The organism is Streptomyces sp. NPDC102278 (assembly GCF_044766345.1).
Lineage (GTDB): Bacteria > Actinomycetota > Actinomycetes > Streptomycetales > Streptomycetaceae > Streptomyces.
The window spans coordinates 283,564-308,988 of the sequence record NZ_JBIWLV010000001.1 but is presented as its reverse complement, the minus strand read 5'-3'; the positions used below and the strand labels follow the sequence as shown (position 1 = coordinate 308,988).

Here is a 25,425-nt window from a genome sequence, read left to right as displayed (position 1 = left end):
GCGGTGAACGAGTGTCGGGCCATGGATGATCCGTACAGGGGCGGGCGATTGACCCATTCGCGCGCCTTTTGCTCTTCGGGTCGCTCTTCGGGTCGCTCCTCGGGCTCGGTTCTCCCGAGGGCGCGGCAGCCCGATTCGCGAGGTCGTACGTGCTCGGAAGCGCTCGTGGTGCGCGTTCCCTCGCGCGTTCGCCCCCGATCCGCGGGCGTGCCCCTTCGGCTCGCTCGCCCGGTGCCGACGTCGGTTCACGCCGGCTCCGGTCGGAGCGAACCCCGCGTGCTACTCGGTGCGGAGCCGGAACCAGTAGAAGCCGTGTCCCGCCAGGGTCAGCAGGTACGGCCACTCGCCGATCGGCGGGAAGCGCACGTCACCCGTGAGCTCCACCGGAACCCGCCCGTTGAACGACCGCAGGTCCAGCTCGGTGGGCTGCGCGAAGCGCGAGAAGTTGTGCACGCACAGCACCAGGTCGTCCCCGTACTCGCGGAGGAAAGCGAGTACCGCCGGGTTCGACGACGGCAGTTCGGTGTACGAGCCGAGACCGAAGGCGGGGTTCGCCTTGCGGATCTCGATCAGCCTGCGGGTCCAGTGCAGCAACGACGAGGGCGATGCCATGGCCGCCTCGACATTGGTGACCTGGTACCCGTGGACCGGGTCCATGATGACCGGCAGGTTCAGCCTGCCCGGATCGCACGAGGAGAAACCGGCGTTGCGGTCCGGGGTCCACTGCATGGGGGTCCGGACGCCGTCCCGGTCGCCCAGCCAGATGTTGTCGCCCATGCCGATCTCGTCGCCGTAGTAGAGCACCGGCGAGCCGGGCAGCGACAGCAGTAGGGCGGTGAACAGCTCCATCTGGTTGCGGTCGTTGTCCAGGAGCGGGGCGAGCCGGCGCCGGATGCCGATGTTGGCGCGCATCCGCGGGTCCTTGGCGTACTCGGCGTACATGTAGTCGCGCTCTTCGTCCGTGACCATTTCGAGGGTGAGCTCGTCGTGGTTGCGCAGGAAGATGCCCCACTGGCAGCGGTCCGGGATCGCCGGGGTCTTGGCCAGGATTTCGGAGACGGGGTAGCGGGACTCTCTTCGCACCGCCATGAAGATGCGCGGCATGACGGGGAAGTGGAAGGCCATGTGGCATTCGTCCCCGCCCTTCGCGAAGTCGCCGAAGTAGTCGACGACGTCCTCGGGCCACTGGTTGGCCTCCGCGAGGAGGACCGTGTCCGGGTAGTGCGTGTCGATCTCGGCGCGGACCCGCTTGAGGAGGCTGTGGGTGCGCGGCAGGTTCTCGCAGTTCGTCCCCTCCTCGGCGTACAGGTAGGGCACGGCGTCGAGCCGGAAGCCGTCGATGCCGAGGTCCAGCCAGAAGCGGAGCGCCGAGACGATCTCCTCGACCACGGCGGGGTTCTCGTAGTTGAGGTCCGGCTGGTGCGAGAAGAAGCGGTGCCAGTAGTACTGCTTGCGTACCGGGTCGTACGTCCAGTTGGAGGTCTCGGTGTCGACGAAGATGATGCGGGCGTCCTGGTACTGCTTGTCGTTGTCGGCCCACATGTAGTAGTCGCCGTACGGGCCCTCCGGGTCCTTGCGGGACTGCTGGAACCACTCGTGCTGATCGCTGGTGTGGTTCATGACGAAGTCGATGATCACCCGCATGCCGCGCTGGTGCGCGGCGTCCACGAACTCCACGAAGTCGGCGAGGTCGCCGAACTCGGGGAGCACCGAGGTGTAGTCGGAGACGTCGTAGCCCCCGTCGCGGAGGGGTGAGGCGAAGAACGGCGGCAGCCAGAGGCAGTCGACGCCCAACCACTGGAGGTAGTCGAGCTTGGCGGTGAGCCCCTTGAGGTCACCCACGCCGTCGCCGTTGCTGTCGTGGAAGGAACGGACGAGGACCTCGTAGAAGACCGCGCGCTTGAACCAGTCGGGATCGCGGTCCTTGGCGGGGGTGTCCTCGAACGTGTCGTGGACGGGATCGTTGATCATCATGTGATGGGTGACCCTCCGGTGGGCGGGGACGGTCGCAGAGCGGCCAGTACGTGCGCGGGCGTGCGGCCCGGCTCTAGGCGCACGTAGTTCGCCCTGCCCCAGTGATAGGTCTCGCCGGTGAGCTCGTCGCGCACCGCGAGGGACCCGTGCCAGTCGAGGCCGAGTACCGGCATGTCCAACGAGACCGTCGCCTCCTGGGTGTGGTGCGGATCGAGGTTGACGACCACCAGTACGGAATTGGCTCCGGCGTGCTTCGAATAGGCGATCACCTGTTCGTTGTCGGTCGAATGGAAGTGGATGTCGCGGAGCTGCTGGAGGGCCGGGTTGCGCCGGCGCAGCCGGTTCAGGGCCGTGATCAGCGGGGCGATGGTCAGCCCGTCCCGATCGGCGGCCGCCCAGTCGCGTGGCCGGAACTCGTACTTCTCGGAATTCAGGTACTCCTCGCTGCCCTCCTTGACCGGAGTGTTCTCGCAGAGCTCGTAGCCGGCGTAGACGCCCCAGGCGGGGGACAGGGTGGCGGCCAGTACGGCCCGCACCTCGAAGGCCGGGCGGCCGCCGTGCTGAAGGTACGCGTGGAGGATGTCGGGGGTGTTGACGAAGAAATTCGGCCGCATGACGGAGGCCGAACGGTCCCCCGACAGCTCGGTCAGGTACTCGGTCAGCTCGGCCTTGGTGTTGCGCCACGTGAAGTACGTGTAGGACTGCTGGAAGCCGACCGCGGCGAGCGCGCGCATCATCGCGGGCCGGGTGAAGGCCTCCGCGAGGAAGATCACGTCGGGGTCGGACTTGTTGATGTCCGTGATCACCTTCTGCCAGAACACGACAGGCTTGGTGTGCGGATTGTCGACCCTGAAGATCCGTACGCCGTGGTCCATCCAGTGCCGCAGGATCCGGACCGTTTCCTCGACGATGCCGGCCATGTCGGTGTCGAAGTGGATCGGGTGGATGTCCTGGTACTTCTTCGGCGGGTTCTCGGCGTAGGCGATCGTCCCGTCGGCGCGGTGGCGGAACCACTCCGGGTGCTTCTCCACCCACGGATGGTCGGGGGAGCACTGGAGCGCGAAGTCCAGCGCGATCTCCATCCCGAGCTCACGGGCCCGCCCGACGAAGGCGTCGAAGTCCTCGATGGTGCCCAGTTCGGGGTGGACGGCGTCGTGGCCGCCCTCGGTGGAGCCGATCGCCCAGGGCACGCCCGGGTCCCAACTCCCCGCCGACAGGGTGTTGTTCGGTCCCTTGCGCCAGGTGCTCCCGATGGGGTGGATGGGCGGCAGGTACACGACGTCGAAGCCCATGGCCGCGATGGCCGGCAGCCGCTCGGCGGCGGTCCGGAAGGTCCCGCTGACCGGGGCCGAGCCGGGCTCCAGCACCGCTCCCTCGGAGCGCGGGAACATCTCGTACCAGGAACCGAACAGGGCCCGCTTGCGCTCGACGAGCAGTGGCAGGGGCTTCGCGGCGGTGACCAGCTCCCGGTGGGGGCGCCTGGTGAGGGCCGCCACCACCTCGGGCGCGAGGGCGGCGGCGTGCCGTTCGGCGGGGTCCCGGTCCGCGTCGCGCATGATCTCGGCGGCGGCCAGCACGGCGGCCCGGCCGTCCCGCTTGGGGATCTTCGCGGCGGCCCGCTCGTGGAGCTCGGCGCCTTCGAGGAGGGTCAGGTCGGCGTCGATCCCGGCGGGGATCTTGACGGCGGCGTGGGCCCGCCAGGTGGCGAGCGGGTCGCTCCACGCCTCGACGGTGTACGTCCACCTCCCCTCGACCTCGGCGGACACCCGGGCCCCCCACCGGTCGGTGCCGGGGGCCAGCTCGCGCAGCGGTACGGGAGGCCGCAGCCGCCCGCTCGGATCTCGAAGTACGACGTGGGCCGAGACGGCGTCGTGGCCCTCGCGGAACACGGTGGCCGAGATCTCGAAGACCTCGTCCACGACCGCCTTGGCGGGTCTGGCGCCGCAGTCGACGGCGGGGCGGACGTCCAGCACGGGAATGCGACCGATCATGATGGGATCACCTGGGGGCAGTTCGCAGGGCTCGGTGACAACGGACCGACTGTCTGGGCAGCCGGCAGTGCACGCTCTGTTCGCTCTGTTTCTAGCCGCTCGGAAGACGGCTGCGCTGCGGGCATGGCCGCTCCTGTCCGCGTTCACTCGGGTGGCGGGAGGTGGGCGGGGGTTGCCTCCGGACGGAGCCCGGGGCCTGGTGCGCCGTGCGTGTACCCGGGGAGCCCTTCCCACTCTGGTCCCGCCCAACCCGCGTGCCCGGTTAACTACTCGTACGTAGTGGCACGCGGATCACCAAGGGCCGGATCCGCAGCGGTCGAGGCTCCGTCAAGTCGGTGAGGGCCGACTGATGTACAGCGGTGCACCCCCTGTCCCAGTTGCCTCACGGGCCCCGCAGACACCCTCGTTCCGCTCCGTCGGGCCCGCATGCCTCGTGTGCCCGGCGAGCGTCCGGGCACTCGGCCGGACGGGCCGAGGGGCACGGATCCGGCCGAAATCGCACCCCCGCGGCGGCCGGCGCCGGCAACCTGCGGCCTTGCCCGGACGAGCCGTTGGAGGCAGGCCCCGCCGAGGCGCCATGGCCGGGCGGCGAGGGCGCCGCTAGCCTTCCGGGGGTTGATGCGCGGGTGCACAGCGTGGTGCGACCGCTCCGATCCGTCATCCCCTGCGAAGGTGGAACACGTGAAGGCTATCCGTCGATTCACCGTGCGCCCCGTCCTCCCCGAACCCCTGCTTCCACTCGCCGATCTCGCGCGCAACCTGCGCTGGTCTTGGCACGCGGAAACCCGCGAACTCTTCCAATCCGTCGACCCCGAAGGCTGGCAGGCCGCCGGCGGCGACCCCGTCCGACTGCTCGGCGCCGTGCCCGCGGCCCGGCTGGAGGAACTGGCCGGCGACCGGCGGTTCCTGCGCCGGCTCGCCGTGGCCGCCGCCGACCTCGATGACTACGTCCACGGCGGGAGGTGGTACCAGAGCCACGAGAGCGGTGGCGGCCTCCCCGCGGGGATCGCCTACTTCTCCCCCGAGTTCGGCATCACCGCAGCCCTGCCGCAGTACTCCGGCGGCCTCGGCATCCTCGCCGGGGACCACCTCAAGGCCGCCAGCGACCTCGGCGTCCCGCTCATCGGAGTAGGGCTGCTCTACCGCCACGGCTACTTCCGGCAATCGCTCTCCCGCGACGGCTGGCAACAGGAGCACTATCCCGTCCTCGACCCCAACGAGCTGCCCGTCGCCCTCGTCCGCGAGGAGGACGGCACCCCGGCCCGGGTGACGCTGAGCCTGCCCGGCGGTCGCGCGTTGCACGCGCACATCTGGCAGGCCCGCGTCGGGCGGGTGCCGCTGCTGCTCCTCGACTCCGACGTCGAGGACAACGACACCGCCGCCCGCGAGGTGACCGACCGGCTCTACGGCGGCGGCAGCGACCACCGACTGCTCCAGGAGATGCTGCTCGGCATCGGAGGCGTGCGCGCGGTCCGCACGTACTGCCGGCTCACCGGCCATCCCGACCCCGAGGTCTTCCACACCAACGAGGGGCACGCGGGGTTCCTCGGGCTCGAACGCATAAGGGAACTGGGAGGAGAGCCGGGGCTCGGCTTCGACGCCGCCGTCGAGGCGGTGCGCGCCGGAACCGTCTTCACCACGCACACCCCCGTCCCCGCCGGCATCGACCGCTTCGAGCGGTCCCTGGTCGCCCGGCACTTCGGCGAGGGCGGCGAACTGGCCGGCGTCCCCGTGGACCGGATCCTCGACCTGGGCGCCGAGTCCTACCCCGGCGGCGACCCCGGGGTGTTCAACATGGCCGTCATGGGGCTGCGCCTCGCCCAGCGCGCCAACGGCGTCTCCACCCTGCACGGGGCAGTCAGCCGGGGCATGTTCGCCGGTCTGTGGCCGGGCTTCGACCCCGCCGACGTCCCCATCACCTCCGTCACCAACGGGGTGCACGCGCCGACCTGGGTGGCCCCCGAGGTCGTCCGGCTCGGCGCCCGACAGATCGGCGCCGGCCGGACCGAGGACGCGCTGTCGGTCGGCGGCTCCCCCCGCTGGGACGCCGTCGCCGGGATCGGGGACCAGGAGGTCTGGGACCTGCGCCGGGTGCTGCGCGAGCAACTGGTCCAGGAGGTCCGCGACCGGCTGCGCGCCTCCTGGAAGCAGCGCGGCGCCGCCGACGCCGAGCTGGGCTGGGTGGACTCCGTCCTCGACCCGGACGTGCTGACCATCGGCTTCGCCCGCAGGGTCCCCTCCTACAAGCGGCTCACGCTGATGCTCCGCGATCCCGAGCGGCTGCGCAGGCTGCTGCTGGACCCGGAGCGGCCCGTGCAGATCGTCGTCGCGGGCAAGGCGCACCCGGCCGACGACGGCGGCAAGCGGCTCGTCCAGGAACTGGTGCGGTTCTCCGACGACCCCCGCGTCCGCCACCGCATCGTCTTCCTTCCCGACTACGGCATGGCCATGGCCCAGAAGCTCTACCCGGGCTGCGACGTCTGGCTGAACAACCCGCTGCGCCCCCTGGAGGCCTGCGGCACGAGCGGGATGAAGGCCGCGCTGAACGGCTGCCTCAACCTCTCCGTGCTGGACGGCTGGTGGGACGAGTGGTTCGAGCCCGACTTCGGCTGGGCCATCCCCACCGCCGACGGGATCGGGACGGACGAGGAGCGCCGCGACGACCTGGAGGCCAACGCCCTCTACGAGTTGATCGAGGACCGGGTCGCGCCCCGCTTCTACGACCGGGTCGGGCACACCGGTCTTCCCGCGCGGTGGATCGAGATGGTCCGGCGCACCCTGGTGTCGCTGGGGCCGAAGGTGCTCGCGGGACGGATGGTCCGCGAGTACGTCGAACGGCTCTACGCGCCGGCCGCGCTCTCCCACCGCGCGCTCACCCCGGAGACCGCCCACGACCTCGCCGGGTGGAAGGGCCGGGTCCGCAGCTCGTGGCCGAGGGTCGTGGTCGAGCACGTGGAGGCCCTGGCCGCCGCGCCCGTCGGCGGCACCGCCGAACTCGGGGCCACGCTCACCCTCCGGGTGCGGGTGGCCCTCGACTCCCTCACGCCCGAGGACGTCGAGGTCCAGGCGGTCGCGGGCCGGGTCGACGCCCAGGACGTCATCCAGGCCGGCCGGTCCTTCCCGCTCAAGCCCGCCGCCGGACCCGACCTGGAGGGCCGCTGGGTGTACGAGGGCCCGCTCGCGCTCGACCGGACGGGACCCTTCGGCTACACCGTGCGGATCCTGCCATCGCACCCGCTGCTGGCGACCCCGGCCGAACTGGGCCTGGTCGCCGGGCCGGCGGACACCGACGCGGGGGGCGGCGTACTGCTGCGCTGACCGCCGCTCAGGGGACGGGCGGCGGATCGACCAGCCGCCCGTCCTCCACCAGCATCCCGGCCCGCTTCACGGTGCGCAGGATCGGGACCAGCTCCACCTGCCGGATGCCGTCGACCGCGCCGATCCGCTCGGTGAGGTACGTGTACAACGCGTCGGTGTCCCGGCACACCACCACCGCGAGCAGGTTCGCCGAGCCGGTGACCGCCGCCGCGAACGGCACCTCCGGGTGCTCGCCTATCGCGGCGCCCACCCGGGCCAGCCGGGCCGGGTCCACCGTGAGCAGCATCGCCGCCTCCGCCTCGTACCCGATCGTCCCCGGCACGATCTCCACGTCGAAGTAGACCGCCCCCAAGTCCCGCAGCCGGTCCAGCCGGCGCCGGGCCGTGGACTCCGACAGTCCGGTGGCGCGGGCCAGTTCCGGATAGCCGGCGCGGCCGTCCTGCCCCAGCACCGTCAGCATCGCCAGTTCCGCCTCGTCCAGCGCGTACCGGTCCTGATCCGGCGGCGACGGCTGCCGCTCCAGCGCCGCCACCTGGTCCGGGCGCAGCGCGTCGATGCCGAACCAGCGCTCGGGCCCGCCCGTGAACATGCGCAGGATGGTGTGCGCGTGCACGCCGATCACCCGGCGGGTGCGCGGGAGCTTCTCCAGCAACAGGACGTCGCGGTCCTGGCGGGTCCGGGCCTTGGTCATGCAGTGGATCTCGGTGCCGCCGGAGTTGAGGGTGACCCAGGCGATGTCCGGCCGGCGCGCCAGCGCCTCCGCCACGGCGAGCGCGGCGTCGGGCGTGCACTGCACCCGCAGCCAGGACTCGAACAGCCCCACCCGGCTGCCCAGCGGCAGCCCGACCACCCGGACCAGACCGGTGGTCCGCATCCGCCGGTAGCGGCGGACCACGGTCTGGTCGGACACCTCCAGCACCTCCGCGAGCCGGCTGAAGGAGGCCCGGCCGTCGATCATGAGGGCCTGTACGAGGGCCAGGTCGAGGTGGTCCATCTCGGCGGGAACGGCCAGGGGCTGCATGGTTTCCATCATGGCAGAGCCTTCGACGGGCGAAATCCGGCAGGAACCGGCTGCTGGATGGTTGGTCCGGACGGGTGACGGCGACCCTGGTGGCACACCTCGTCTGCTCTTGATCCGGAGAACCCCCATGCGTAAATGGCTGCCCTTGACGGCCGTGAGCCTCGGAGCCTTCATGCTCCTGGTCGACGTCACCATCGTGACCGTCGCGCTCCCGGACATGGCCACCGACATGAACACCGGTTTCGCCGGACTCCAGTGGGTGATGGACATCTACGCCCTGGCGCTCGCCGCACTGCTGCTCGGCGCGGGCTCCCTCGCCGACCGGATCGGCCGCCGCCGCGTCTACCTCGGCGGGCTCGCCGTCTTCGCCGCCGCCTCGCTGGCGTGCGGCCTGGCCACCGGCCCCGCCCTGCTGATCGCCTTCCGCGCCGTCCAGGGCATCGGCGGCGCGGCCATGTTCGCCACCACCATGGCGCTGCTCAGCAGCGCCTACCAGGGCCGCGACCGGGGGATCGCCTTCGGCGTCTGGGGCGCGGTCAACGGCGCGGCCGCCGCGGCCGGACCGATCATCGGCGGACTGCTCACCGAGCACTTCGGGTGGCGCTGGATCTTCTTCATCAACCTGCCCGTCTGCGCCCTCGCCGTCTGGGTCACCCTCAAGGCCGTCGCCGAATCCCGCAACCCGCACGCCAAGGGCCTCGACCTGCCCGGCATGGTCACCTTCACGGCGGGCGCCGGCGTCGTCACCTACGCCCTCATCCGGGTCGCGGAGAACGGCTGGACCTCCGCCGCCACCCTCGGCCTGCTCGGTCTCGGCGCGGCCTGCTTCGCCGCCTTCGTCCTCGTCGAACTGCGCACCGCGCACCCGATGCTCGACCTCTCCCTCTTCCGCAGCCCGACCTTCGTGGCGGTGATGGCCGGCGGACTGCTGCTGTCCGGCGCCGCGTTCTCGTACCTCATGTACGTCTCGCTCTGGCTCCAGTCCGCCGAGGGCATGGGTCCGGTCCAGGCCGGACTGGTCCTGGTGCCGCTGAGCCTCGCCGCCTTCCTCGTCTCCGCGGTGGCCGGCCGCCTGCTGCACGGGGCCCCCGCCCGACTGTCCATCGGTGGCGGGCTGCTGCTGATCGGGGCCGGCGCGCTGCTCCAGGCCTGGATGCTGGACGCGGGAGACGGCTGGACGGCCCTGGTGCCCGGGCTGGTACTGACCGGCGTGGGCGTCGGCATGGCCACCCCGCCGCTGGCCGCCGCCGCGATGGGGACCGTCGCCCCGGCCCGCGCCGGCATGGCCGGCGGCGCCCTGAACACCGCCCGTCAGTTGGGCAACGCCCTCGGCATCGCGGTGCTCGGCGCGCTCTTCCAGGCCGGCCTGACGAGCGGGCTCGACGGCAGCGGGCAGCCGCACGGCACCGCCGAGGCGCTCGCCTCCGGTGGGGCGGGACGCTTCCTCGCGGCCGGCCCGGGGGCCCGGGAGTGGGTGGAGGCCGCCTTCGCGAGCGGGCTCCGCGACACCTTCGTGGCCTCCGGGGTGATGGGGCTGGTGGGCGCGCTGGTCGTGGTGCTGCTGATCCGTCCGGCCGGGGGGACCGGGGCGTCGGTCCCGACCCAGGCCAAGGGCGCGTCCGCCGAGCGGGCCACCGCCTGAGCCGCCGAACACGTACGGGAACCCGCGCGCCCGGACTCCGGGCGCGCGGGTTCCCGTACGTCGGGGCGCGCGGGCCCTGGTGAGTCGAGGGGCTTCTGGTACGTCGGGAGGCTTCCGGCGCGTACGGCGGCGGGCGCCGTCCCGGGTGTTTGGGGACGGCGGGTGCCCGAGCGCGGGGCGGGCGGGCCGCCGTCCGGCCCGGGTGCCCGGTCCGGGAGGGTGAACCTTCGAACGCGCTGCGCATGCTGAATCGTTTCTGCTGGTCGGTCCGCTCCTACGCTGCCCGCTGGATGCCACCGGATCCCGCATCCAGCGACCAGAGAAACGGACTCTTCATGCGTGTTCGCACCACTGCCGCGGCCTTCCTCGGCGCCCTCGCGCTCGTCCTGCCGGCCTCCGGCCAGGCCATGGCCGACGACGACTACGACGGCCACCACACGCTCGGGCGCCTCTACTACGTCATCGGGGACGAGGACGGCGACGAGTACACCCGCCACATCAGCCCGGCCGACAACGACACCTGCTACGACCTGACCGGCACCGACCGGCACCGCCCGGCCACCGAGGCGTACAACCGCACGGAGTCGCTGGCGGTGCTCTTCGAGGGCCGCGGGTGCAACGGCCGCGCGGTGCGCACCCTGGCGCCGGGCGGCGGGGCGCACGACGTCGAGGCGCTCTCGGTGTACTTCCGGCCCACCGGCGGGGACGGCCACCACGGCCACCACGACGGCGACTGGAACGACGAGGACCGCCGCGTCCGCAGGGACGCCCGTCCCGAGCAGGGCGCTCAGCCGAGCCTGGCGAAGCCCGCCGCGGCCACCGTGGCCGCCCTCGCCGCCCCCGCCCCGCGCCCGGGTGACGACGAGCCCGCGGACGAGCAGTCGCGCGAGGACGAGCAGCGCGGCGAGGACGAGGACCAGCGCGGCGAGGACGAGCAGCGCGACGAGTCGGGCCGTCCGGGCGACGACCAGGCCGAGGACGAGAACGGACAGCGCGACGAGGACGGGCAGCGCGACGAGGACGGGCAGCGCGACGAGCGCGGTCAGGACGGCGAGGACGGGCAGCGCGACGAGCGCGGCCAGGACGGCGAGGACGAGGCGCGCGACGAGGACGGGCAGCGCGACGAGCGCGGTCAGGACGGCGAGGAGGAAGAGGAGTTCGGCGTTCTGGACGCCGTCTTCCGCTCCATCGGCTGACACGTCCCTCGGCTGACACGTTCCTCGGCTGACAGTCCATTGGCTGAAACGTCCCTCGGCTGACGCGTCCCTCGGCCGACCGAAGGCCCGTCACCCCCCGCGGGTGCCGGGCCTTTCGCGCGGGGACGGGCGGCCGGGCCATCGGGGCGGCGCCGCGTGGAACGCCTCGGCACATGGAACAGGGCCGCCCGGGGTGGTCTTCTCCCGAGCGGCCCCGCGATCGAACGGTGGAGCGGTCAATCCCAGAGGGGGATCAGAAGGTGAGCTTCCAGCTGTTGATGTAGCCGGTGTCCGCGCTGGCCAGGTCGGCGACCCGGAGCTTCCAGACACCGTTGGCGACCTCGGAGGAGGCGTTCACGGTGAAGGACTGGACGATGTTGTCCGCGCTGCCGCCGGTGCGGTTGCGCAGGTTGTACAGGGTGCCGTCGGGGGCGACCAGGTCGACCTTGAGGTCACCGACGTAGGTGTGGACGATGTTCACGTCCACCTTGAGGGTGCTCGGGGCGTTGCCCGTGCGGTTGACCGTGATCGGCGAATCGACGGTCGCGTTGTCCTTGATCTGGTAGTCGGCCGTGTTCTCGAAGACGTTCGGCTGCGAGGTGCCGACCGTCCACGTGAAGGAGGCCGTACCGGTCTTGCTCTGCGAGTCGGTCACCGTGACGGTCACGTTGGACGTGCCGGCGGTGGTGGCCGTGCCCGAGATGAGGCCGGTGGAGGAGTTGATCGACAGGCCGGCCGGCAGGCCGGTCGCCGCGTAGCTCAGCGCGCCCGGGTTGGTGCTGGTGGCCTGGACCTGCAGGCTGACAGCGCCACCCACCTGGGTGTTCTGGTTGGCGATCGGGGTGACCGTCACACCGGTCGTGATGCGGGCGCCGACCGCGATGCCCGCCCAGGCGTTGGCCACGTTGTTGTACGTGGTCGAGCCCTGGCCGTACAGGTCGGCGGCGGCCTGCAGGGTGGCCGTGCGCGCTGCGGCGTAGTTGGTGTTCGACTTGAAGTAGCCGACCGTCAGCGCGCGGAACCAGATCTTCGAGGCGGCGTCCCGGCCGATCGCCGTGACGGGCAGGTTGTCGGCGGTGGGCGAGTTGTAGCTCACGCCGTTGATCACCTTGGCGCCGGAGCCCTCGGAGGCCAGGTAGTACCAGTGGTTGGCCGGACCCGAGGAGTAGTGGACGTCGATGCCGCCCAGACCCGAGTACCAGGAGTCCTTGGACGCGCCGTCCTTGCTCGGCTTGTCCATGTAGCGCAGCGGGGAGCCGTCGCCGTTGATGTCGATCTTCTCGCCGACCAGGTAGTCACCGACGTCCTGGGGGTTGTTGGCGTAGAACTCGACGGCGGCCGCCATGATGTCCGAGGTGGCCTCGTTCAGACCGCCGGGCTCACCGCTGTAGGTCATGTTGCCGGTGACCGAGGTGAGGCCGTGGGTCATCTCGTGGGCCGCGACGTCCGTCGAGGTGAGCGGCTTGACGTTGCCCTCGCCGTCGCCGTACGTCATGCAGAAGCAGCTGTCGTCCCAGAACGCGTTGACGTACGCGTTGCCGTAGTGGACCCGGGTGTACGGGGCCACGCCGTCGTTGCGCAGGCCGTTGCGGCCGTGGACGTTCTTGTAGTAGTCCCACGTCGCGGCGGCGCCGTAGTGGGCGTCCGCGGCGGCGGTCTCGGCGTTGGACGCCTGGCCGTTGCCCCAGATGTCGTCCGGGCCGGAGAACAGGGTGCCGGTGCCGGACGAGCCCTTGTTCAGGTTGTACGTCTTGTGGTTGCCGCGGCCGGTGTCGGTCAGCGTGTAGGTGCTGCCCGACTGCGAGGAGCCCAGCGTCACCTGACCGCTGTACATCGTGTTGCCGGTGCCGGTCTCGATGGCCTGCCACTCGGTGATCTTGGCGCCGGTCTTGGCGTTGGTGACCACGTGCAGCTCGCTCGGGGTGCCGTCGTGCTGGAGACCGCCCACGACGGTCTCGAACGCGAGGACCGGGGCGCCTTCGGCGGCCCAGATCACCTTGCGGGCGCTCTTGGAGGCCTTGGCGTCCTTGGCACCCTGGGTCTTGGCCAGACCGAGGGCCTGCTGCTCCGCCGAGGCCGGGGTGACCGCGGCGCCGGTGTCCGCGACCTTGATCTCGTGGTTGGTGGCCTTCGTCACGCTCTTGGTGACGCCGCTCTTGGCGTGGACCGTCAGGTCACCGCCGAGCACGGGCAGGCCGGCATAGGTGCGTTCGTAGGTCGTGTGCGTGGTGCCGTCCGCATCCTGGACGACATCGCGGACGACGAGCTTCTCCTGGCCACCGAGTCCGAGCGCCTTCGCCGCCTGCGCGGTGGTCGAGTTGGCGTCGGCGAGGAGCGTCGCACGCTCCGAAGCGCTGAGTGCGCGGTTGGCCGAGCCCGGGTTGGGCTGGGCCGCCGTGCTGGCCTGGGACGCGGTGGCGTCGGCGGTGGCTGTACCGGCCTGTATACCTACGGCGAGCAGGGCTGCCGCGGCTACGAGAGCGCCGGCCGCAGTGGCACGCCGCTGGGGGGTGGGACTCAACGCAGACTCCTTCTGCAAGGGGGGGTTCCGGATGGCTGGGTGGGCCTCCGGGCAGATCAGGGCTGGTGCGATGAACGGTCGAAGAGTGCCACCTGTGGGCGCTGATGTCAGGGCCGCGTCAAAAGGTTGGCTGGAAACGGTTCGTTGTCCGAAGATACGTATCCGGTATCCGAACCATTCACCTTTGTGTGCCAAGGGGGAGCCCGGGATGCGGAACAGGAGGTACCGGTTGCTAACGCTTGAGCAACGAGAGGCACCGTTAACGCAAACGGCATTTACCGTACGGGTGTTTGTCGTACTGTTTCCCGGTGCGACTGTCGCCCGTTGCCAGGGGAAGCCACGGGCGCTCGCCGCTGTCATATGACCACGTGCCAGGGGGGCCCATGAGGCATGTCCATTTTCCTGCGCAAAGAGTGGCCAGGACCGTCGCCGATACGGTCGGGGCGGCCACCGCGCCCGCTCGCCGGCTCGGGGACAAGGCCGGTTGGTACCTGCCGGTCGCAGTGGCCGCCGACTTCCTCGGTGCCGCCGTGCCCGTGGGGCTCGTCTTCGAGGCCGCGCAGCAGGTCCGGCCCGCCTACTGCGCCGTCGGCGCCGCTCTCGCGTGGACCGGGGTGCAGGCCGTACGCAGGCGCTACGCGGCCCGGCAGCTCGGCGAATCGCGCGGAGTGCTGCCGGTCGTGCACGACTGGCTGATTCTCATCGGGGTACTGGCCGTCGCCCGCGTGGTGACCGGGGAGAGCACCCCCCGACTGGCCGCGCTCGGCGCCCTGTTGCCCGCCCTGCTCATCACCGTCGCCGTCCACAAGCTGACCTACCGCCACCTCTCCGCCGCCCGCCGTGAGGCCCAGGCGGTCAGCCGGGTGCTGGTGGTCGGCGAACCGGAGGCCGCCGAGGGCGTCATCGCGCACCTGGCGGCCCGCACCGACCACCCGTACGTGGTGGTCGGGGTGATCCCGGTGGGCGCCGGCCCGCTCTCCAGCGGAGTGCCCGTCGCGGCCCGGCTCGACGCCGGGATGCCCACCACCCCGAACGGGGACTCGGCCGCGGTGCTCGGCGCCGTCGCCGGCCACCACGCCGACCTGGTCCTGGTCGCCCCCGGCGTGCGCATCGCCGGCGAGCGGCTGCGCCGGGTCGCCTGGGCCCTGCACGACGCGGGCCTGGAACTGGCCGTCTTCCCCGGCCTGGTGGAGATCTCCGTCAAGCGCCTGGAAACCCTGTCCGCGGGCGGGCTCGCCGTGCTGCGGATCGCGCCGCCCGTGCGGCGGGGCATCCAGACCCTGTTGAAGTCGGTGCTGGACCGGGTGGGGGCCGCGATCGGGCTGCTGGTCCTGTCGCCGATGTTCCTCGCCATCGTTCTGGCGATACGTTTCGGCTCCCGCGGCCCGGCCTTCTACAGCCAGCGCCGCATCGGCCGGGACGGCGAGCCCTTCGTCATGTGGAAGTTCCGCACGATGGTGGTCGACGCCGACAAGCTGAAGGCCGACCTGTCGGGATCCAACGAGAACGACGGCCTGATGTTCAAGATGCGCCGGGACCCCCGGGTGACCCGGGTGGGTCGCCTGCTGCGCCGAACCTCGATGGACGAACTGCCCCAGCTGGTGAACGTGCTGACCGGCAGCATGTCGCTGGTCGGTCCGCGGCCGCCGCTGCCGGAGGAGGTGGCGCGCTACGACGAGGTCGAGCTGCGCCGGCTCACCGTGCGACCCGGCATGACCGGCCTGTGGCAGATCAGCGGGCGGTCCGATCTGTCGTGGGACGAAACGATTCAGCTTGATCTGCAGTACGTCGACAACTGGTCCTTCACCAGCGATGTCGACGTCATGGGCCGTACCCTCCGCGCCGTCGTCGACGGTCGCGGAGCGTACTGACGGGCCGCGGCCCGTGCGATCAGCCCTGCGCCAACCACCAGGCGTACGTGGAGGCGATGCCGTCCCGCAGCGGGATGCCCGGCTTCCAGCCCAGCGAGGTCAGACGGGTCACGTCCAGCAGCTTGCGCGGGGTCCCGTCGGGCTTGGTGGTGTCCCAGGCGAGCCGGCCCTCGAAGCCGGTCACCTCGGCGACGGTCTCGGCCAGGGCCTTGATGGTCAGGTCCTCACCGCAGCCGATGTTGACGGGCTCGTCCCCGTCGTAGGTGTTCAACAGCACCGCGCAGGCCGCCGCGAGGTCGTCCACGTGCAGGAACTCCCGGCGGGGTGTGCCCGAGCCCCACAGGGTGACCTCGTCGCGCCCCTCCGTCGCGGCCTCGTGGAAGCGACGGATCAGCGCGGGCAGCACGTGCGAGGACTGCAGGTCGAAGTTGTCGCCCGGACCGTAGAGGTTCGTCGGCATGGCCGAGATGTACGAGGCCCCGTACTGCTTGCGGTACGACTGGACCTGGACGATGCCGGCGATCTTCGCCAGGGCGTACGCCTCGTTGGTCGGCTCCAGCGGGCCGGTCAACAGGGCGTCCTCGCTGATCGGCTGCGGGGCCAGCTTGGGGTAGATGCAGGAGGAGCCCAGGAACAGCAGGCGGTTCACCGCGGCGGCGTGCGAGCCGGCGATGACGCTGAGCTGGATCTTGAGGTTGTCCTCCAGGAACTGCACCGGGTAGGTGCTGTTGGCCATGATGCCGCCGACCTTGGCGGCGGCCAGCACCACCGCGTCCGGGCGGACGTCCTTCAGGTACGCCTCGGTGGCGGCGCCGTCGCGCAGGTCGAGCTCCGCGCGACCGCGGGTGAGCACCTCGTGGCCGTCGGCGGTGAGCCGCCGGACGACCGCGGACCCCACGAGGCCGCGGTGGCCGGCGACGAAGACGCGGGCGTGCGGGGGCAGGAGCGGCAGCGAACTTGTCATACCGCCGATGATGCCGGCCCCCGGACCCGCGCCGACGCCGAGGTGGCCGGCCTTCACCGGGTCGGGACGACCGGAATCCGGAGGGCAAAGTTCCGGTTGGGCCGTGTACGGTACCCATCCAGCCCCCGCACCCGCGCCCGCGCGGACGGAGCGCCCCCCTGCCGGGACCCGCGCCCCCGCGCGGCGCGGCACCTCCACGGGCCGACAGGCCCGTCACGAACCCCGAGGCACGGCCTCGAAACGCCGAGGCACGGCCTCGAAACCCCGGGGCACGGCCTCGAAACGCCGGGGCACGGCCTCGGAACGTCGGGGCGCCGTCCCGGCACGCCGGGGCACGCCCCGCACTTCACGACAGACCGCAACGATTCACAGGGGGACCCCACATGGGCAAGACCGCACTGATCACCGGAGTCACCGGACAGGACGGCTCGTACCTCGCAGAGCTCCTGCTCTCCAAGGGCTACACGGTGCACGGGCTCGTGCGGCGGTCCTCCAGCTTCAACACGGAGCGGATCGACCACATCTACCAGGACCCGCAGACGGAGAACCGGTCCCTCGTCCTGCACCACGCGGACCTGTCCGACGGCGTCGCCCTGGTGAACCTGCTGCGCGACATACGCCCCGACGAGGTCTACAACCTGGGCGCGCAGTCGCATGTGCGGGTGTCCTTCGACGCCCCGCTGTACACCGGTGACGTGACCGGTCTCGGCGCCCTGCGCCTGCTGGAGGCGATCCGGGCGAGCGGGGTCGACACCCGCATCTACCAGGCCTCGTCCTCCGAGATGTTCGGCGCCACCCCGCCGCCGCAGAACGAGAAGACCCCGTTCCACCCGCGCAGCCCCTACGGCGCCGCGAAGGTCTTCGCGTACTGGACCACGGTGAACTACCGCGAGGCGTACGACATGTTCGCCGTCAACGGGATCCTCTTCAACCACGAGTCCCCGCGCCGCGGCGAGACCTTCGTGACCCGCAAGATCACCCGCGCGGTCGCCCGGATCAAGGCCGGCCTCCAGGACCACCTCTACCTGGGCAACCTCGACGCCGTCCGCGACTGGGGCTACGCCCCGGAGTACGTCGACGCCATGTGGCGCATGCTCCAGCAGGACGAGGCGACCGACTACGTCGTGGCCACCGGTGTGGCCGCGACCGTCCGCGAGTTCGTCGAGTCCTCCTTCACCCACGCCGGGCTCGACTGGAACGACCACGTGCGCTACGACGCCAAGTACGAGCGCCCCAGCGAGGTCGACGCCCTCATCGGTGACGCCTCCAAGGCGAACGACCTGCTTGGCTGGAAGCCGTCGGTCCTGGTCGCGGAGCTGGCGCGGATCATGGTCGATGCCGACATCCGCCACGTCGAGGACCAACTGGCAGGCGTGACGGTACGGATTGACCGCTGAGGGCTTAAATTTCCCCTACGCTGTGCCGTGTCCCGGCCATGTTTCGCAGGTCTCTGCGGGTGTGGCCGGGGTAAACCTGCCGTATGTCCGTAGTGCACCCTCCATGCTGAACCCTGTTGATTCCAAGTTGGTATGCAATGGGTCAAGTGAGGTGACCGGGCCCTCACGCGAGCCCTAGTCTGCGCCTGTACATATGGCTGTTCGTATAGTTCCAGCCATCAAACCGGGCAATTGCCCTGGGGGGCTCATGCGTAGATCCAGAGGGCTGACTGCTGCCCTCGTCCTGTCACTGGCCGGTGCCGGCACCGGTATAGGCCTGGTGCTGATGCCCGAGGCGTCGGCCATCACGCAGCCTGTGGCATTCACCGCCGACGACCTGCCGACCTGGCAGCCGAACGGCATCGTCTGGGCCATGGCCCAGGCCAACGGCACCGTGTTCGCCGGCGGTACCTTCTCGGCGGTCCGTCCGCCCGACAACGCCGGCAGTGGTACCGAGCAGGAAGCCGTGAACTTCGTCGCGCTGGACGCGGCGACGGGCACCCCGACCTCCTGCAAGCTCGCCTTCACCACCGGCGACGGCAGCGCGACCGTCCGTTCGCTGGTCGTCTCGAAGGACAAGAAGACGCTGTACGCGGCCGGATACTTCGGGGCCGTCAACGGCACCCCGGTCTCCAGCGTCGCGGCGATCGACATCGAGACCTGCACCCCCAAGGCGTCGTTCCACCCGAGCTTCCCCGCCACCGTGCGCGCGCTCGCCGTCACCGATGACACCCTGTACGCGGCCGGCGACTTCGGCACCGTCGAGGGCCAGACCCGCGAGCGGTTCGCCGCGGTCGACGCCGACTCCGGTGCGATCAAGCCCTTCGTCGCCAACGCCGACGAGCCCGGCCGCGCCATCGCGCTCAGCAACGACGGCAAGAACGTCCTGCTGGGCGGCGACTTCTTCTCGGTCAACGGCTCCAACACCCACGCGCTGGCCGTCGTCAACGCCACCACGGGTGCCGTCGCCAAGACCTACAACAACATCCCGTCGAACTCGGTCGTCAAGCACATCTCGGCCGACGCGACCGGCTACTACACGGGCAACGAGGGTTCCGGCGGCGGCGTCTTCGACGGCCGCATCGGCCTCGGCACCAACTTCAACGAGAAGTGGCGCGACCGCTGCCTCGGCGCGACCCAGTTCGTCCTGCCGTACGACGGAGTCCTCTACAGCTCCTCGCACGCGCACGACTGCTCACTGGAGGGCCAGTTCCCCGACGGCAAGCGCAACTTCCTGCTGGCGCAGCTCACCGACCACGAAGGCGCCGCCCCCGCGCCCGTGGACGGCTTCGTCCGCAGCCCGCGCAAGCTCGGCTGGCACCCCACCGCGAACGACGGCCTCGGCGAGGGCATCGGCCCGCGCGTGATGGCCATCGCGGAGAAGAACGACACGAAGTACATGTGGGTCGGCGGTGAGTTCACCCTCATCAACGGCCAGCCGCAGCAGGCGCTCACCCGCTTCTCGTCCAAGGGCGACGTCGGCGCGCCGACCACCCCGGTGGCCAGCGCGGGCAGCGTCAAGCCCGGCGAGGCCCAGGTCCGCTGGCGCACCAGCTACGACCAGGACGACAGCAAGCTGACGTACCGCGTCTACCGCAACGGCTCGGCGACCGCGATCGCCACCGTGGCGGCGGAGTCCCTGGAGTGGGAGCGCCCGCAGGCCTCCTGGACCGACACCACGGTCAAGGCCGGCCAGTCGTACACCTACCGCGTGACCGCGACCGACGCCGCCGGCAACACCAGCGCGCTGTCGGCCACCACCTCGGTCACCATCCCGAGCTCGGTCCAGTCCTACCCGGACAGGGTCCGCTCGGACGGCGCCAACCTGTACTGGCGCTACGACGACGCCGTCAGCCCGTACGTCGCCGACTCCTCGGTCTCCGGCAACACCAGCGGAGTCCAGGTCAACGCCCCGGCGCTGCGCCAGACGCCCGGCGCCGTCACCGGTGCCGGCACGGCCATGGGCTTCAACGGCACCAGCCAGCAGGTGTACAGCGACCACCGCCAGAGCGTCGGGTCGAGCTTCACCATCGAGACCTGGTTCAAGACGAACAGCTCGCGCGGCGGCAAGCTGATCGGCTTCGGCAACAACACCACCAGCAACAGCGGCACGTACGACAAGCAGCTGTACATGACCAACACCGGGCGGCTGGTCTTCGCCGTGTACAACGGCTCGAACCGGACCATCTCCACCGGTCTCTTCGACTCCTCGTACAACGACAACAAGTGGCACCACGTGGTCGGCACGCAGGGCCCCGGCGGCATGACGCTGTACGTGGACGGTCAGAACAAGGGCACGAACAACGCCTCGACCTCCACCGCGTACGAGGGCTTCTGGCACGTGGGCGGCGACAACCTGGCCGGCTGGCCGACCCGACCGAGCAGCAACTTCTTCGCCGGTCAGATCGACGAGACGGCCGTCTACCCGACGGTGCTGAGCCAGGCCCAGGTCAAGGCGCACCACGACCTGGCGAAGGCCCCCACCGACACGGTCACCAAGGTCGTCACGACCGAGGACACCTACGTCAACCAGGGCGCGCCCAACGCCGCCAACGGCGCGGCCACCTCGCTCGCGGTCCGCGGTTCCGCGGCCTACGAGACGTACCTGCGCTTCACCCTCCCGGCCGCCCCGGCCGGGCAGGTCCTGAAGGCGGCCTCGCTCCAGGTCAAGACCACCACCCAGGCGGGCGCCGGTACGACCGACACCGTCTCCGTGGTCCCGGTCACCGGCTCCTGGACCGGCGCGGCCACCACGTTCAACACCAAGCCGGCGCTGGGCAACCCCGCGCTGGGCACCCTCGCGGGCGCCGCGGACGGCTCGGCCGTCCACGGCGTCGACCTGAACACCGCGGCGGTCACCGCCCTGCTGGGCAGCAACACCAGCCTCGCGCTGACCAGCACGGGTACCGACCCGCTGTGGCTCTGGTCCTCGGAGTCGACCGCCGCGGACGCCGCTCCGCAGCTGATCCTCACCTTCGGCCCGAAGTAACCACCGCTTGACGGAGTACGGGGCCCGCCTCAGCCGGCGGGCCCCGTACTCCTTTCTCACCACCGGCAAGTACGGGAGCCCCTGATGTACCGACGCCCCGCGGCGGCCGCTGTTCTGCTGGCCGCCGCCCTGACGCTGACCGCCTGCAGTTCGGGCGACGGCAAGGCCGACTCCGAGGCCGCGAAGCCGAAGCCGCCCGCCTCGTCGTCGGTCCCCGACCCGGCGGACGCCCCGCCGGCCTCGGCGACCCCGTCGACCGGCACGAAGCCGACGGGCCCGGTCCTCCCCGACGCGAAGCTGACCCCGAAGACGGGCAACTTCACGGACAAGGAGAAGAAGTACCTGAGCGGCCGGGTGCCGGAGAAGATGGACCCGGCGGCCGTCCTGCAGACCGGCCAGGAGTCCTGCCAGCGCGTGGAGCGCACCGCCAAGCGCGACAAGGACGCGGCGACCGGGGCCGTGATCACCGGGGAGATCCCGGGGGCGAAGGACGCCATCACCCTGCTGTGCCCGGAGCAGAAGCCGATCCTGGCGGCCGCGGAGAAGGGCTTCCCCGAAGGCCCCCGCAAGGCGCCCGCCGCGGGCAACTACCGGGCGCTGACCCAGGGCACCACCTGCACCTGGGAGGCGAAGGGCAAGGACGGAGCCGTCCTCGCGTCGGGTCCGGCGGCCCCCCTGAAGGCGGGCGACAAGGTGACGGCCGCCATCCCGGCCGGCGCCGCGCAGTTCAACTCGACGGGCTGCTACGCCTGGATCCCCGCGTAGCGGATCCGCGCCCGTCACCTGCCGGAACGCCGCCGCCACCCGAACCACCGGGATGCGGCGGCGTTTTCGTGTCCCGTTGCCGGGTACCCGCGTGTGACACGACCATGACTGTGGAGGCGGTAGGTATGCGCGGCATCGGCGGTTGCATCGCCCTGATCGTGGTGGGAGCCATCCTCACCTTCGCGAGCGACTGGAAGATGGAGAGCGTCAACCTCGATCTGGTCGGCCTCATCATGATGGCGGCCGGCGGCATCGGTCTCGCCGTCTACGCCAGCGTCCTCAAGCGCCGGCGCGCGGCCGGGGTCCTCCCGGTGGTCGAGGGCCGGCGGGACGGCATCTGACCCACCCCGGGGCCCGGCCACGAGGCCGGGCGACCCGGGGAACGCGTGAGGTGGTCCTAGCGGGTGCGTCCCGCGGCGGCCTCGTAGACCGGCAGGAGGGTGTCCAGGACCGCGTCCATCGAGAAGGACTCCGTCGCCAGCTTGCGGGCGGCGACCGAGGCGGTCGCGTTGGCGGCCGGATCCAGCAGTGAGAGGACCGCGTCGGCCACCCCCGCCGGACCCGGTTCCACGGCCCGGCCTGCCCCCGCCGCGGCGATGTCGCGGGCCAGCCCGTTGGAGTGCGTCACCACCGACGGGACGCCCACCGAGAGGGCCTCCAGGACCGACATCGGGAACGGCTCCTCCACCGAGGGCAGCACGTACACGTGCGCCCGGCGCAACTCCGTCAGCACCTCGGCGCTGGACAGCGCCCCCGGCACGGTGAACCGGTCGCCGAGCCCCAGGGCCGCGATCCGCGCCCGGACGGCGCCCAGTTCCCCCTCGTCCGGCCCCGCCACCACGAACTCCGCGTCCGGATGGACGGCCAGCACCGCCGGGGCCGCGTCCACGAAGTCCACCGGACGCTTGCGGGCCTGCAGGCGCGCCGAGTACAGCACGCGCGGCGCCCCGCCCGGCGCCGGCCGCTCCTCCTGCGCCGGGGTGCCGTTGACGAGCCGGACCGCCGAGGCGAGCGCGGGCGGACCCACCACCGCGTCGAGCCCCTCCCGTTCGTGCGGGGTCAGGTACAGCACCGCGTCCGCGCCGCGCAGCAGTCGGCGTACCGCCACCGCGTCCAGCACCTTCGCCAGCAGCTTCCCGCTCGGGTCCACCATGCCGTGGGTCTGGAGCACCAGTGGCTTGCGGGCCCGCAGCGCCGCCAGCGCCACCGGCAGCGTGACCAGGTCGCGGGCCAGGTGGACGTGGACGACGTCGGCGTCGCGGACCAGCCGGCCCGCCGAGGCGAGCAGGGCGGGCGAGGTCATCCCGCTGAAGCCGAGGGGGAGCAGCCGCCGGGCCGGGAACAGCTTCGCCGGGACGCCCTCCACCGAGGTCGGCCACGGGTCGGGGAAACCCTCGCCCAGGGCCAGCAGCCGGGCCTCGTGCCCGCGCGCCCGCAGCCCCTTGGCGAGGTTCAAAGCGACCCGCACCGGACCGCCGAAGGCGTGCGAGGGGGAGTGCAGCGTAACGGCGTGCAGGACTCTCACTTGGGCTCCTCCACCGGGCGGCGACGCCCGTCCTGGGTCTGCAGGGTCAACGGCGGCAGGTCCTTGTGGACCACGGCGCCCGCGCCCGCGACCGCGCACCGGCCGATCGTCACGCCGGCCAGCACGGTCGCGCGGACCGCCACCCACGCGCCGTCCTCCACCACGATCGGGGCGTTGCGGTAGCGGAAGTCGGCGGCCCGGTGGTCGTGCGAGCCGGTGCAGAGCATGGCCTCCTGCGAGACGCACACGTTCGCCCCGATGGTCACCGGTTCCAGGTTCAGCAGCCAGGCGCCCTCACCGATCCAGGCGTGGTCCCCGACGGTCAGTTTCCACGGCCACAGCACCCGCACCCGGTGGCGGATCAGCACACCCTCGCCGATCTTCGCCCCGAAGGCCCGCAGCAGTACGACGCGCAGCCGGGCCGGACAGAACCAGGCCATGAACACCGTGTTCATCACGGCGAACCAGAGCGCCTGCGTCAGCAGCCCGCGCCCCTTCTCGTATCCGGCCAGCGTGAAGGCAGGAAGATCCCGCAACTGTCGCCCCTCGTCGTCCGCCCCCGAACACCGTCGGCGGGCGCCTCCCCGGCAGCGCCTCCCCGGGCGCCGCCCGCTCAGACTAGACTGCGCGCGGACCAGGTACACCGGGTGGGGGCAGCAGTGGCAACAGACGTACACAAGCCCGCCGTCCCGCGCCCGATACCCGGCGGCCCCGACCCGGACGACGAGAAGAAATGGGGTCGGGTCACCACCCCGCGCACCCTGCTCTCGCGCGCGTTGTCCATCCCGCTCATGCTCGGCTTCAGCGTCTTCCTGCCGCTCGTGGTCGCCGTCCAGTCCGGCGACGGCCAGCACGACGCCGCCTTCTGGCTCCAACTCCTGCTCACCATGTACGCGGGCGCCCGGCTGTCCGCGATGGTGCTGACCAGCCGTCGCAAGCTGCTCCAGGGCTCGTTCTGGCTGTTCGTCTACATGGCGATGGGAGTGGCCCCGCTCGCCCAGGCCGTCCTCGGCCGGGTCCCCACCCCCGTGGTCGGGCCCCGCTCCGACCTGACGATCGCCATCGGCCTCGTCCTGCTCGGCTGCCTCGCGTTCGACGTCGGCGTCCTCCTCGCCCGGCACCGGCCGACGGGCCTCGCCGGCGGATCCCGAAAGGAGGAGAAGCCGGTCATGGCGCACAAGCGGCGCCTGCAACTGCTGACCGTCCTCGCCTTCCTGGGCAGTGCGGCCTTCATCATGAAACTTGGCGGCCCCAGCGTCTTCTTCTCCAGCCGGCAGGAGATCATCGCCGGCATCGAGGAGGCGGGCGTCTCCAACGGCGACGGGCAGGCCGGCCAGGCCCTGCTGCGCGGCTTCGGCACCGTCCCGGCGCTGCTCGCCCTGCTGCTGTACACGCGCTGGCTGATCACCTCGAAGTTCGCCCGCCGCAAGGTGTCGATCATCGTCACCTGGGCGGGCCTGGCCGCGCTGAACCTCGTGGTCAACAACCCGATCTCGAACCCGCGCTACTGGTTCCTCACCGTCATGTTCGCGCTGCTGTTCACCGTCTTCCCGGTGAGCGCCGCGATGTACCGGGTGGCGCTGTCGATGGCCGTGGTGATCGCCCTGCTCGTCTTCCCGTTCGCGGACCGCTTCCGGTACGACGAGAAGAACTACAAGCCGGTCGAGACGACCTCGTTCCTGGAGCCGATGGCGCTCAAGGACTACGACCAGATCGGCATGTTCGCCAACACCATCACCTACGCGGACTCCGGCCCGGGCCACTCCTACGGGCGCCAGCTCGCCGGTTCCGTCTTCTTCGCCGTCCCCCGCTCGGTCTGGCCGAGCAAGGCACGCGACACCGGCGTGATGGTCGGCCAGTGGATGGGCACGATCAACACCAACCTCTCCTCCCCGATCTGGGCGGAGCTGTGGCTGGACTTCGGCGCGCTGGGCATGGGCGCGGGCCTGTTGGTGACGGGCTACGCCGCCGCCCGCGTCGACCGGCGGTACGCGAAGCGCGCCACCCGCCGGTCCCCACCCGGCAGCCTGATCTCGGTGGTCGTCCCGCTGGTCGCGGGCTACTCCTTCATCCTGCTGCGCGGGCCGCTGCTCCAGGCCTCCGGCCGCGTCGCGATCGCGGCCCTGTGCCTGGCCCTCGTGGCGACGTACCGCACGGACAAGGACACCACCCTGCGCTGATCCGCCGCCGGGGCGTCCGACGGACCCCGACC

Annotated in this window: 16 protein-coding genes; 9 read left to right on the top strand and 7 right to left on the bottom strand. The window is 71.3% G+C overall.

Features of this window, described 5'->3' with window-relative positions:
* Positions 1–279: 279 nt before the first annotated feature.
* Positions 280–1,974 carry a maltose alpha-D-glucosyltransferase gene (gene treS, locus ACIRO3_RS01335; protein WP_365997880.1) on the bottom strand — a complete coding sequence of 565 codons (1,695 nt, stop codon included), beginning with the start codon at positions 1,972–1,974 and terminating at the stop codon, positions 280–282.
* Complete coding sequence (locus ACIRO3_RS01330) at positions 1,971–3,965, bottom strand: alpha-1,4-glucan--maltose-1-phosphate maltosyltransferase (protein ID WP_361771305.1); 1,995 nt, start codon at positions 3,963–3,965, stop codon at positions 1,971–1,973. The genes treS and ACIRO3_RS01330 overlap by 4 nt, the downstream gene beginning before the upstream one ends.
* A 681-nt stretch (positions 3,966–4,646) precedes the next feature.
* Between ACIRO3_RS01330 and glgP the strand changes: the two genes are divergently transcribed.
* Positions 4,647–7,283 (top strand): alpha-glucan family phosphorylase, encoded by a 2,637-nt coding sequence (gene glgP / locus ACIRO3_RS01325; protein ID WP_404131439.1) that lies wholly within the window; start codon positions 4,647–4,649, stop codon positions 7,281–7,283.
* 7 nt (positions 7,284–7,290) lie between these two features.
* Here glgP and ACIRO3_RS01320 read toward each other — a convergent pair whose 3' ends face one another.
* Positions 7,291–8,304, bottom strand: a complete 1,014-nt coding sequence (locus ACIRO3_RS01320) for an Lrp/AsnC family transcriptional regulator (protein ID WP_404131437.1) — start codon at positions 8,302–8,304, stop codon at positions 7,291–7,293.
* A gap of 127 nt (positions 8,305–8,431) precedes the next feature.
* Here ACIRO3_RS01320 and ACIRO3_RS01315 point away from each other — a divergent pair, with 127 nt between their 5' ends.
* Both ACIRO3_RS01315 and ACIRO3_RS01310 read left to right on the top strand, forming a co-directional pair.
* A complete protein-coding gene (locus tag ACIRO3_RS01315; protein ID WP_404131435.1) occupies positions 8,432–9,946 on the top strand; it encodes a DHA2 family efflux MFS transporter permease subunit in 1,515 nt (504 codons plus the stop codon).
* A gap of 335 nt (positions 9,947–10,281) precedes the next feature.
* Positions 10,282–11,142 (top strand): hypothetical protein, encoded by an 861-nt coding sequence (locus ACIRO3_RS01310; protein ID WP_404131433.1) that lies wholly within the window; start codon positions 10,282–10,284, stop codon positions 11,140–11,142.
* A gap of 253 nt (positions 11,143–11,395) precedes the next feature.
* Here ACIRO3_RS01310 and ACIRO3_RS01305 read toward each other — a convergent pair whose 3' ends face one another.
* Positions 11,396–13,663, bottom strand: a complete 2,268-nt coding sequence (locus ACIRO3_RS01305) for a M4 family metallopeptidase (protein ID WP_404131431.1) — start codon at positions 13,661–13,663, stop codon at positions 11,396–11,398.
* Between the two features lie 383 nt (positions 13,664–14,046).
* Here ACIRO3_RS01305 and ACIRO3_RS01300 point away from each other — a divergent pair, with 383 nt between their 5' ends.
* Complete coding sequence (locus ACIRO3_RS01300) at positions 14,047–15,534, top strand: sugar transferase (protein ID WP_404131429.1); 1,488 nt, start codon at positions 14,047–14,049, stop codon at positions 15,532–15,534.
* 19 nt (positions 15,535–15,553) lie between these two features.
* Here the strand turns inward: ACIRO3_RS01300 and ACIRO3_RS01295 are convergent, their stop codons facing one another.
* Positions 15,554–16,498 carry a GDP-L-fucose synthase gene (locus ACIRO3_RS01295; protein ID WP_361771319.1) on the bottom strand — a complete coding sequence of 315 codons (945 nt, stop codon included), beginning with the start codon at positions 16,496–16,498 and terminating at the stop codon, positions 15,554–15,556.
* 383 nt (positions 16,499–16,881) lie between these two features.
* Here ACIRO3_RS01295 and gmd point away from each other — a divergent pair, with 383 nt between their 5' ends.
* The 4 genes from gmd to ACIRO3_RS01275 all read left to right on the top strand — a co-directional run bounded on the left by gmd (position 16,882) and on the right by ACIRO3_RS01275 (position 22,029).
* Positions 16,882–17,895, top strand: coding sequence for a GDP-mannose 4,6-dehydratase (gene gmd, locus ACIRO3_RS01290; RefSeq protein WP_361771321.1), 1,014 nt, complete (start codon positions 16,882–16,884; stop codon positions 17,893–17,895).
* Positions 17,896–18,142: 247 nt separating this feature from the next.
* A complete protein-coding gene (locus tag ACIRO3_RS01285) occupies positions 18,143–20,923 on the top strand; it encodes a LamG-like jellyroll fold domain-containing protein (protein ID WP_404131427.1) in 2,781 nt (926 codons plus the stop codon).
* An 84-nt stretch (positions 20,924–21,007) separates the two neighbouring features.
* Entirely contained in the window at positions 21,008–21,688 is a 681-nt protein-coding gene (locus ACIRO3_RS01280; protein WP_404131425.1) for a hypothetical protein, read from the top strand.
* A 104-nt stretch (positions 21,689–21,792) separates the two neighbouring features.
* Positions 21,793–22,029, top strand: a complete 237-nt coding sequence (locus ACIRO3_RS01275; RefSeq protein WP_267800459.1) for a hypothetical protein — start codon at positions 21,793–21,795, stop codon at positions 22,027–22,029.
* A 56-nt stretch (positions 22,030–22,085) separates the two neighbouring features.
* Here ACIRO3_RS01275 and ACIRO3_RS01270 read toward each other — a convergent pair whose 3' ends face one another.
* Both ACIRO3_RS01270 and ACIRO3_RS01265 read right to left on the bottom strand, forming a co-directional pair.
* Positions 22,086–23,213: a glycosyltransferase gene (locus ACIRO3_RS01270; RefSeq protein ID WP_404131423.1), complete on the bottom strand. Its 1,128-nt coding sequence runs from the start codon at positions 23,211–23,213 to the stop codon at positions 22,086–22,088.
* Positions 23,210–23,749 (bottom strand): WcaF family extracellular polysaccharide biosynthesis acetyltransferase, encoded by a 540-nt coding sequence (locus ACIRO3_RS01265; RefSeq protein WP_361771329.1) that lies wholly within the window; start codon positions 23,747–23,749, stop codon positions 23,210–23,212. The genes ACIRO3_RS01270 and ACIRO3_RS01265 overlap by 4 nt, the downstream gene beginning before the upstream one ends.
* Positions 23,750–24,004: 255 nt before the next feature.
* Between ACIRO3_RS01265 and ACIRO3_RS01260 the strand changes: the two genes are divergently transcribed.
* On the top strand, positions 24,005–25,393 hold the full coding sequence (locus ACIRO3_RS01260) for a hypothetical protein (protein WP_404132295.1): 1,389 nt from the start codon (positions 24,005–24,007) through the stop codon (positions 25,391–25,393).
* Positions 25,394–25,425: the final 32 nt, after the last annotated feature.

Excerpts from the sequence above, each read along its gene's own strand:
- treS (WP_365997880.1), bottom strand. The coding sequence starts at position 1,974 with ATGATGATCAACGATCCCGTCCACGACACGTTCGAGGACACCCCCGCC.
- ACIRO3_RS01330 (WP_361771305.1), bottom strand. The coding sequence starts at position 3,965 with ATGATCGGTCGCATTCCCGTGCTGGACGTCCGCCCCGCCGTCGACTGC.
- ACIRO3_RS01320 (WP_404131437.1), bottom strand. The coding sequence starts at position 8,304 with ATGCAGCCCCTGGCCGTTCCCGCCGAGATGGACCACCTCGACCTGGCC.
- ACIRO3_RS01315 (WP_404131435.1), top strand. The coding sequence starts at position 8,432 with ATGCGTAAATGGCTGCCCTTGACGGCCGTGAGCCTCGGAGCCTTCATG.
- ACIRO3_RS01310 (WP_404131433.1), top strand. The coding sequence starts at position 10,282 with ATGCGTGTTCGCACCACTGCCGCGGCCTTCCTCGGCGCCCTCGCGCTC.
- ACIRO3_RS01300 (WP_404131429.1), top strand. The coding sequence starts at position 14,047 with ATGAGGCATGTCCATTTTCCTGCGCAAAGAGTGGCCAGGACCGTCGCC.
- ACIRO3_RS01295 (WP_361771319.1), bottom strand. The coding sequence starts at position 16,498 with ATGACAAGTTCGCTGCCGCTCCTGCCCCCGCACGCCCGCGTCTTCGTC.
- gmd (WP_361771321.1), top strand. The coding sequence starts at position 16,882 with ATGGGCAAGACCGCACTGATCACCGGAGTCACCGGACAGGACGGCTCG.
- ACIRO3_RS01285 (WP_404131427.1), top strand. The coding sequence starts at position 18,143 with ATGCGTAGATCCAGAGGGCTGACTGCTGCCCTCGTCCTGTCACTGGCC.
- ACIRO3_RS01280 (WP_404131425.1), top strand. The coding sequence starts at position 21,008 with ATGTACCGACGCCCCGCGGCGGCCGCTGTTCTGCTGGCCGCCGCCCTG.
- ACIRO3_RS01275 (WP_267800459.1), top strand. The coding sequence starts at position 21,793 with ATGACTGTGGAGGCGGTAGGTATGCGCGGCATCGGCGGTTGCATCGCC.
- ACIRO3_RS01260 (WP_404132295.1), top strand. The coding sequence starts at position 24,005 with ATGCTCGGCTTCAGCGTCTTCCTGCCGCTCGTGGTCGCCGTCCAGTCC.